Genomic DNA, 9383 nt, shown 5'->3' with positions numbered 1-9383 from the left:
CGCCGCCCGGTTTTCCCGGCCGGCGCGGGCCGTCAGCGCCGCGACTCGACGACCGGCGCCCCGTCGCAGCGCTGGCCGGCGGCCGCGCCCGTGCGCCGGCCGGGCGGCAGGGCGTCCGGCGACCCGGCCTTCTCGGCCAGGATCGCGACGTTCGCCGTCATCCCGGCCGCCAGCACGATCGGGCAGGGCACGTCGTCGAGGTCGATCCGGACCGGCACCCGCTGCGCCAGCCGGACCCAGGTGAAGATCGGGTTGACCGTCGGAAGCCCCTGGACGCCCGGGGCGGCGTCGGCGACGCTTATCCCGCGGCCGAGGCCGGTGACGCGCCCCCGGATCGGGCGGTCCGGCCACGCCATCAGCGACACGCGCGCGGTGTCGCCCGCGCCGATGCGCGGGAGCTGCGTCTCCTCGAAATAGCCCTCGATCCAGAAGCTGTCGCCGTTGACCAGCGTCAGCGCCGGCTGCCCCGTGGCGGCGAACCCGCCCTCCTGCAGCAGCAGGTTGGTGACCCAGCCGTTCACGGTCGCCCGCAGGGTCGTGCGCTCCAGGTTGAGCCGCGCCTGCGCCAGCGCGGCCTCCGCCTGGACCACGTCGGCCTGGGCGGCCTGCGCCTGGCCGCTGGTCGTCTGCTTCTGCTGCGGCGTGGTGGCGAGGTCGTCGAGATCGGCGGTGCGCTGCGCGATCCCCGCGAGGTACCCGGCCCGCGCCCGGGCGCTGGCGAGGGCGCCCTCGGCCTGGGTCACGGCGTTCCTGAACGTGCCGGGGTCGATCGTGAACAGCACGTCGCCCTTGCTGACGAACTGGTTGTCGCGAACCCGGACCGCCACCACCGTCCCGGACACCTCGGGAGCCACCTGCACGGTGTAGACGCGCACGCGCCCGTCCCGGGTCCAGGGCGTGTAGGCGTAGTAGAGGAAGGCGAGGTAGGCGAGGCCCACGGCCGCCGCCAGCGCCAGCAGGGTGGCGGCGACGTTGTAGGCGGGCGGCGGCTGCCAGTCGCGCAGCGACGGTCGCGGGTTCAGGGCCATCTCACGGGCCCTGGACGCGCAGGGACAGGATCAGCAGCGCCGTCACGGCGGTCAGGAGGCTGAAGTCGAACAGGGCGCGGTTCCAGACAAGGTGATTGATGCCGATCCAGTCCAGGATCCAGCGCAGGCCCCAGGTGATCACCAGGGCGGCGAGCAGGCAGATCACCGCGGGCTCGACGAAGAGCCCCAGCACGTCGACCGCCCGCAATCCGACCACGCCGATCACCCCCGCCCTCTCGGATCGAGGTTCGGCCAGCCCGCGCGGTCGAGATCCGACACGAGGGCGGCCAGCGCCCCGATGCGCTCCGCCTGGAGCGGCAGGGTCGCCCGGTCGGCGAGCGCGCGCAAGGGATCCGGCGCTGTCTCCGGCCCCGCCGGACGGGACGCGGCGAGCCGCGCCCAGACCGCCCGGCCGACGCGGCGGCCCTCCCGGTCGTCCGTCTCCCGCAGGGCGAGCAGCAGGAGCCCGATGACGAGCAGGCGCTCGCCGCTCCGGGTCGCCGCGTCATCCGCGCCGATGAGGGCGAGTCGGCCGAAGCCCCGGGCGAGGTAGCGGTCGAGCGGCGGCAGCAGGAGCGCCGGGTCGAGGGCCGCGCCGCGCACCGACCGGACCAGCCGGCGGCGGGCCCGCAGGCGCAGGGTCGCGGCGCTCACCGGCGGCGGCAGGGCGGCGAAGGCGATCGCCGCCACCGCCATGCCGAGCAGCTCGGCCAGCACGGTGTTGAGCGAGTCGGCGAGGTCGTAGGTCATCGGGTTCTTGGGATCGAGCACGCCGAAGACGAAGAACCCGAAGCCGATCCCGTAGATCGCGCGCTTGTCGGCGCGGCCGACCACCGCCAGCATCGCCACCGGTAGCAGCACCGCGGCCAGCAGCGCGAAGCTCCCGGTGGTCGTCAGCAGGGTGTAGCGGACGGTGAGCCCGACCACGCCGGCGAGCAGCGCGCCGACCAGGAAGGCGCGGGATTCCGCCCGCGGGTCGGCATGGGCGGCGAGCAGGACGCAGACGAGGCTCGCCCAGGTCGCGGCGCCGGCCCCGTGCGACCAGCCGGTGACGTACCAGAAGCCGTTGACCAGCAGGACGGCGGCGGCGGTGCGCAGGGCGTTGTCGAAGGCGTGCCAGCCGTCCCAGTCTAGGTCGTTCCACAGGAGCAGGTGTGGGCGGAACGGGACGCGCCTCCGGCCCACGCGCCCGCCGGCCCGCAGGAGCCGGGCCGAGACCCGGACGCGCCCGACCTGCCGGACTGCGATCGCCCCGCCGGCCCCGATCAGGTCGGTCGAGCGCGATCCCGGCCGGTCCGGCAGCAGCGCCCGCAGCAGGCCCGCGGCGAGCACCCGCCGCAGCCGGGGGGCGGCGTTGCGGATGCCGCGGCCGCCGGAGCGCAGGGAGGGCTGCTCGGTGAACGTGTCGGTGACCTCCTCGCCCAGGGTCATGACCGCGGCGATCGGCATCGGGCCGGGCCGCTCGCCCCGCCGCAGGGCGGCCATCCAGGCGTCGCAGGCCTCCGCGGCCGCCTCGAGCCGCCCCGCCAGGGCGCGGCTGACGGCGGGGACGCCCGGCGCCACGAACACGTTCGACGCGTAGGCGCAGCCGATCCCCAGGAGGATCGTCGAGCAGCGGTCGACGCCGATCTGGAAAACCGCCTCCGGGTTCTGCACGTCGGCCAGCGCGATGATCGGCACGGTGAAGCCCATCGAGGCGAAGCCGTAGGCGCGCTGGCCGCTCTCGACGCTGGAGGCCGCGGTGAGCAGGCCCATCCACAGGGCCAGCGCGAGGTCGAAGGCCAGGGTCGCCTGGGCGAAATTGGCCACCAGCACCATCGCGACGGTGACGCCCACCAGCGTGCTGCCGGCCCGCCACAGGCTCTTGCGCAGGGAGGCCGCGCGGGAGGCGAGCGTCACCGAGATGACCGTCCAGCCGGCCCAGTGCGGCAGCGCCAGCTCGAGCCACATGGCGAGCCAGACCGCCGCGATGGCGGTGAGCGCGATGCGCACGGCCTCGGCCGCCTCGCGCGGCCACCATGCGGCGGCGCGCTGCAGGAGGCCCGGCGCGTCGCCGGGGAGCGCGACCTCACCGGCCACGGCGCGACCTCACCGGCCGGGGTGGGTCCGGGAACCCGGCTGCAGGCTCAGTCATAGTGCTCGGCGATGTCGACCTTCCCCTTGAACACCCGGTAGACCACCAGGGTGTAGATCAGGGTGATCGGCAGGACCACGATCCCCGCCCCCCAGAACATGAAGGACAGGCTCGCCTCCGGCGCCGCCGCCTCGGTCACCGTCACGCTGAACGGCACCATGTAGGGCAGGAACGAGGCGGCGAGCGTCGCGAAGGCGGCGGCGAAGATCAGCGCCACCAGCGGGAAGGGCAGGGCATCGATCCGGCGCCGCGCCGCGTAGAGGAGCCCGGCGCAGGCCGCGGTCCCCACGAGCGGCAGGACCAGCATCTCGGGCCGCTCGACCCAGCGGTGCAGCACCCGCAGGTTCATCGCCAGCGCGTACGCGAAGGCCGCGCCGAGGAAGACCAGGACGCCCAGCAGGAGTCGCGGCAGCAGCCGGAAGCCGAGGTCGCGCACGTCGGACTCGGTCTTGCCGCACAGCCACGCGGCGCCGAGCAGCGCGTAGCCGAGGCACAGGCCGAGCCCGCAGAGCAGCGAGAACGGCGTGAGCCACGTGAACGCCCCGCCGGCGTAGAGCCCGCCCTGCACCGGCAGCTCCTGCACGAGCGCCCCGACCGTCACGCCCTGCACGAACGCCGCACAATAGGAGCCGCCGACGAAGCCCGCGTCCCAGACCCGCCGCAGCCGCCGGGACTTGTAGCGGAACTCGAAGGCGACGCCGCGCAGGATCAGGGCCGCGAGCATCAGGAGGAGCGGCAGGTAGAAGGCCGAGAGCAGCAGCGCGTAGACCGTCGGGAAGGCGCCGAACAGGATCGTGGCGGCGAGCACCAGCCAGGTCTCGTTGCCGTCCCAGACGGGGGCGATCGCCTGCATCATGTGCCGGCGCGCCGTCTCGTCCGGGGCGATCCCGAACAGCATGCCGACGCCGAGGTCGAACCCGTCGAGCAGCACGTAGAGCATCAGGGTGAGGGCGAGGGCGGCGGCCCAGAATTCGATCACGGCCGCTCACTCCGCCGGATTGCTGCTGGGGGTGCCGGGACTGTTGCCCGGCACGGCGAGTGGCCGCTTGGGGTTGGCCGCGCTGCCGGCATGGGCCGGGGTGGGCAGGATGCCGGCCCTGAGCATGCGGTAGATGTAGACGGTGCCGGCCGCGAAGATCAGCGCGTAGACCGCGCCGAACACGGCGAGCGAGGTCGCCACCTGCGGCGCGGCCAGGAACGGCGTCGCCGCGTCGGCGGTGCGCAGCTGGCCGTAGACCGTCCAGGGCTGGCGCCCGACCTCGGCGGTGAACCAGCCGGTCAGGGTCGCCACGAAGCCCAGCGGGAACGACAGGAAGATCGCCCATTGCAGCCAGCGCGCCCGCTCCAGCCGCCCGGTGGCGTAGAAGGCCATCCCGCCCCAGGCCAGCGCCAGCATCAGCAGCCCGCAGCCGACCATGATCCGGAAGGCGAAAAACGGGATCAGCACCGGCGGCCGGTCGGCCTTGGGGATGTCCTTGATGCCGATCACCTTGCCGGTGAGGGTGCCGTCGTCGATCAGGCTGCCGATCGGGGCGGGCAGCGCGATGACGAAGTGGTTCTTCTCCTGCGCCTCGTCGGGCCAGGCGAACAGGATCTCGCCGGCCGGCGCATGGCTCTCCCAGTGGCCCTCGATCGCGGCGATCTTCGAGGGCTGGTGCCGGACCACGTAGTCGCCGGTGAGGTGGCCGAAGAACAGCTGCAGCGGCACGAGGATCGCGGCGAGGCCGAGCCCCATCCGCACCATGGCGCGGGCCTCGGCGCGGTCCCGGCCCCGCAGCATGGACCACGCCCCCGTCGCCGCCACGCAGAAGCTGGTGGTGACGTAGGCGGCCAGGACCATGTGGGGGAAGCGGACCCAGACGACCCCGTTGAAGATGATCGCCCACCAGTCCGTCGGCACGAACACGCCGTCCGGGCGCAGGGCGAAGCCGGTGGGGTACTGCATCCACGAGTTGTTCACGAGGATCCAGAACGACGACAGGCTGGTGCCGAGGCAGACCATCAGGCAGGCGAACAGGTAGAACCAGCGCGGCACCCGCCTGCGGCCGAACATCAGCACCCCGAAGAACGAGGCCTCGAGCGCGAAGGCCGTGAAGCTCTCGTAGCCGAGGAGCGGACCCTGGATCGGGCCGGTGCGGCGGGCGAGCTCGCTCCAGTTGGTGCCGAACTGGAACGCCATGACGATGCCGGAGACGACGCCGAGCCCGAAGGCGACCGCGAAGATCTTGAGCCAGAAGTCGAACAGGCGGTCGTAGACCGGCTCGCCCGAGATCATCGCCCGCGCCTGGAGGAAGGCGAGCCAGGCCGCCAGTCCGACCGTGAAGGCCGGGAAGATGATGTGGAACGAGACCGTGAAGGCGAACTGGATGCGCGAGAGCATCAGGGCGGAGATGTCCATCGTTCCTCTCTCCGGCCGAAGCCCGCCGGTCCGCCGCCCCGGGGCGGGCGCGTCGCACCCTCAGATGTCCGCCGGCGGGGCGTGGGGAACCGCGCCTCGCGAACCTGTCAGACGTTGTCGATCCTCAGGACCGGCGCCGTCTCGGCTCGGCTGCGGCGGCAGGCCTCGGCGTCCCGCTTGAGGTCGATGCCGTAGGTCGGGATCACCGCCTCGAGGCGGGGCAGCCAGGCGTCCGGCGTGAGCCGGTCGGCGAAGCACTTCTCCAGGACCTCGACCGCGATGAAGGCCGCCGTCGAGGCGCCGGGCGAGGCGCCGAGCAGCGCGCAGATCGAGTTGTCGGCCGCGGCCACCAGCTCCGTGCCGAATTCGAGGTAGCCTTCCTCCAGCGGGTTCGCCTTGCCGGTCGGCTTGATCGTCTGCACCCGCTGGCCGGCCACCGCCGAGGTCCAGTCCTGCTTCAGCGCCTTGGGGAAGAAGTCCTTGAGGGTCGCGAACTGGTGGTCGGAGCTCTGGAGCACCTGGCCCACGAGGTACTCGGTGAGCGCGACGTTGTCCTTGGCGACGTCCAGCAGCGGCACGACGTTGTGCGGCGTCAGCGCGGTGAACAGGTCGGTGAGCGACCCGTGCTTCAGGAAGCGCGACGAGAAGCCCGCGTAGGGCCCGAACAGCAGCGAGCGCTTGCCGCCGATGATGCGGGTGTCGAGGTGGGGCACCGACATCGGCGGCGAGCCGGAGGCGGCCTTGCCGTAGACCTTGGCGTGGTGGCGCGCGCTGACCGCGTCGACGTCGCAGCGCAGCCAGATCCCCGAGACCGGGAAGCCGCCGTAGCCGCGCCCCTCGGGGATCTTCGAGGCCTGCAGCAGCGGCAGCGAGCCGCCGCCCGCGCCGATGAACACGAACTTGGCCGTCACGGTCCGGCGCGTGGCGTCGTAGGTGTCCTCGACGGTCACGGCCCAGCGGCCGTCGTCGACCCGGTCGAGGGCGACGACCTTGCGGTTGTAGTGGACGGCGAAGCCGGGCTGCGCCGCGAGCTGCCCGACCAGCAGGTGCGTCAGGGCGCCGTAATCGACGTCCGTCCCGGTGACGATCCGGGTGGCGGCGATCGGCTCGCCGGGATCGCGGCCCTCGATGATCAGCGGCGCCCAGCCGGCGATGACCTGCGGGTCCTCGCTGTACTCCATGCCGTGGTAGCAGTGGTGAGCCGACATCGCGGCGTAGCGCGCCTTGAGGAAGGCGACGTTCTCGGCCCCCCAGACGAAGCTCATGTGCGGGCAGGGATGGATGAAGGCGCGGGGGTCCGGGATCGCGCCCTTCTTCACCAGATGCGCCCAGAGCTGGCGCGAGATGTCGAACTCGGTGTTGACCTCCAGGGCCTTGGCGATGTCGACGCTGCCGTCGGGGCGCTGGGGGGTGTAGTTCAGCTCGCAATTGGCCGCGTGGCCGGTGCCGGCGTTGTTCCAGCCCTCCGAGCTCTCCTGCGCGCAGTCGTGCAGCGTCTCGAACAACGCGATCCTGAGCGACGGCTCCAGCTCCTTCAGCATCGTGCCGAAGGTCGCGCTCATGATCCCGGCGCCGATCAGCACCACGTCGGGAGCGTCGTCGAAGCTCGTGTCGGCCATCGGGCCCCTCCTCAGGCGGTCTTGTTCGGGACGAAGGGGAGCCGGGCCTCGGCGCCGGGGGCGAGGATCACGTAGGCCCGGCACCAGGGCTCGTCGTCGACGAGGCGCCAGGAATGGCCGGAGCCGGCCGTGTCCTCGGCGATGAGGATGTCGCCGGGGCGGATCGTGAAGTGCGCACCGGCCCTCGTCTGGAAGTCGAGGGTGCCGCGCAGGGTGATGACGAACTGCCGGGTCGGCGCCGCGTGCCACGCGTAGGTGCCGCCGGCCTGGGTCTCGCGGAAGGAGATCGAGACCACCTCGGTCGTGCCGCTGAGGATGTCGCCGCGCTCGCCGTGGGGCAGGTCGATGACGCCTTCCTCGAAGTAGGAATTGTCGTCGTCACCGGTCCAGATGCGTACGCAGCGGATCATCGGGCAGAGCTCCGGCTTCGGAAGGGCGCCTCAGCGCCAGAGGTTGGTCTTGGCGAGGTCGATGATCTCGGTGCCGCGCCCGTCGATCACCGCCCGGGCGAGCCACATCCCGAAGCCCGTCACCTGCTCGAGCCCGACCTTCGGCGGCATCGACAGTTCCTGGCGGGCCGACACGACGTCGAGCAGCGCCGGGCCGTCATGGGCGAGCATCTCGGCCATCGCGTCCGGCAGCGCGGCCGGGTCCTCCACGCGCCGGGCGAAGATGCCGGCCCCGCTCGCCATGGCGGCGAAGTCCGGGTTCACCAGCTCGACGCCGGTCTCGAGGAAGCCCGCCGCCTTCATCTCCATCTCGACGAAGCCCAGCGTGCCGTTGTTCAGCACCACGATCTTCACCGGCAGCTTGTGCTGGTTGAGGGTCAGCAGGTCGCCCATCAGCATGGCGAAGCCGCCGTCGCCGGAGAACGAGATGATCTGCCGCCCGGGATAGGCCGCCTGCGCGCCGATCGCCTGCGGCAGGGCGTTGGCCATCGAGCCGTGGTTCAGCGAGCCGATCAGCCGGCGCTTGCCGTTCATGGCGAGGTAGCGCGCCGCCCAGATCGTCGGCGTGCCGACGTCGAAGGTGAAGACCGCGTCCTCGGAGGCCGCCTCGCTGAGCGTCCGGGCGACGTATTGCGGGTGGATCTTGCCGCCGGGCTTGCCCACCGCGAGCGCGTCGAGCCCGGCGCGGGCCTTGCGGTAATGGGCGAGGCTGTCGTCGAGATGCGCCCGGTCGATCTTGGCCTGCAGCCGCGGGAGCAGCGCCGCGATCGTCTCGCCGACGTCGCCGATCAGGCCGAGATCGATCCGGCAGTGGCGCCCGAGGCTCCCGGCCCGCAGGTCGACCTGCGCGACCTTGGCGTCCTCTGGGTAGAACTGGCGGTAGGGGAAGCCGGTGCCGAGCAGCAGCAGGGTGTCGCAGTCGAGCATAGCCCGGTAGCCCGACGAGAAACCGATCAGGCCGGTCATGCCGACGTCGTAGGGATTGTCCCACTCGACGTGCTCCTTGCCGCCGAGCGCGTGGACGACCGGCGCCTTCAGCGCCTCGGCGAGCTGCAGCAGCTCCGCGTGGGCGCCGGCGCAGCCGCGGCCGCAGAACAGCGTCACGCGCCCGGCCGCGTTGAGCATCTCGGCGAGCGCGTCGAGGTCGGCGTCGCGCGGGCGCACCACGGGCGGAGGCGGCACCAGGGCGGCGGAGAGGTCGGGCGCGTTCCCCGGCATGGCCATGAGGCCGACATCGCCGGGGATCACCACCACGGCGACCCCGCGCTCGGCGATGGCGACGCGCATCGCGGTCTCGATCACGCCGGGCAGCTGGGCCGGCGAGGAGACCAGCTCGCAGTAGTGGCTGCATTCCTGGAACAGGTTCTGCGGGTGGGTCTCCTGGAAGTAGCCCCGGCCGATCTCCGCCGAGGGGATCTGGGCCGCGATGGCGAGCACGGGCACGCGGGAGCGGTGCGCGTCGAACAGGCCGTTGATCAGGTGCAGGTTGCCCGGCCCGCAGGATCCCGCGCAGACCGCGAGCGCGCCGGTCAGGTGCGCCTCGGCGCCGGCCGCGAAGGCGGCGCTCTCCTCGTGGCGCGTATGGATCCAGGCGATCGAGCCGTCCTGGCGCAGGGCCTCGGTCAGGCCGTTGAGGCTGTCGCCGACCACGCCGTAGATGCGCTTCACGCCGGCCTGCGCCAGCGCCCGGACGAACAGATCGGCGACCTTCGTGCTCATGGTGTCTCGCTCAGCTGAGGGGTCAGGACGGACGGT

Annotated in this window: 8 protein-coding genes; all 8 read right to left on the bottom strand. The window is 72.5% G+C overall.

Annotated elements, in window-relative coordinates; all coding sequences use genetic code 11:
• Positions 1-32: 32 nt before the first annotated feature.
• Positions 33-1028: an HlyD family secretion protein gene (locus ACLBYE_RS16465; RefSeq protein WP_447694992.1), complete on the bottom strand. Its 996-nt coding sequence runs from the start codon at positions 1026-1028 to the stop codon at positions 33-35.
• Position 1029: 1 nt separating this feature from the next.
• A complete protein-coding gene (locus ACLBYE_RS16460) occupies positions 1030-1254 on the bottom strand; it encodes a DUF1656 domain-containing protein (protein WP_447694991.1) in 225 nt (74 codons plus the stop codon).
• Positions 1251-3107 carry an FUSC family protein gene (locus ACLBYE_RS16455; RefSeq protein ID WP_447694990.1) on the bottom strand — a complete coding sequence of 619 codons (1857 nt, stop codon included), beginning with the start codon at positions 3105-3107 and terminating at the stop codon, positions 1251-1253. The genes ACLBYE_RS16460 and ACLBYE_RS16455 overlap by 4 nt, the downstream gene beginning before the upstream one ends.
• Before the next feature lie 47 nt (positions 3108-3154).
• On the bottom strand, positions 3155-4141 hold the full coding sequence (gene cydB, locus ACLBYE_RS16450; protein WP_447694989.1) for a cytochrome d ubiquinol oxidase subunit II: 987 nt from the start codon (positions 4139-4141) through the stop codon (positions 3155-3157).
• Between the two features lie 6 nt (positions 4142-4147).
• Complete coding sequence (locus ACLBYE_RS16445) at positions 4148-5560, bottom strand: cytochrome ubiquinol oxidase subunit I (RefSeq protein WP_447694988.1); 1413 nt, start codon at positions 5558-5560, stop codon at positions 4148-4150.
• 107 nt (positions 5561-5667) lie between these two features.
• Complete coding sequence (mqo, locus tag ACLBYE_RS16440; protein WP_447694987.1) at positions 5668-7179, bottom strand: malate dehydrogenase (quinone); 1512 nt, start codon at positions 7177-7179, stop codon at positions 5668-5670.
• 11 nt (positions 7180-7190) lie between these two features.
• Positions 7191-7589, bottom strand: a complete 399-nt coding sequence (locus ACLBYE_RS16435) for a hypothetical protein (protein WP_447694986.1) — start codon at positions 7587-7589, stop codon at positions 7191-7193.
• 30 nt (positions 7590-7619) lie between these two features.
• Positions 7620-9347 carry a ubiquinone-dependent pyruvate dehydrogenase gene (gene poxB / locus ACLBYE_RS16430; RefSeq protein ID WP_447694985.1) on the bottom strand — a complete coding sequence of 576 codons (1728 nt, stop codon included), beginning with the start codon at positions 9345-9347 and terminating at the stop codon, positions 7620-7622.
• Positions 9348-9383: the final 36 nt, after the last annotated feature.

This window comes from Methylobacterium sp. A52T, assembly GCF_053346095.1.
The sequence above is the reverse complement of the archived record's forward strand: the minus strand, read 5'-3'. Positions and strand labels throughout refer to the sequence as shown.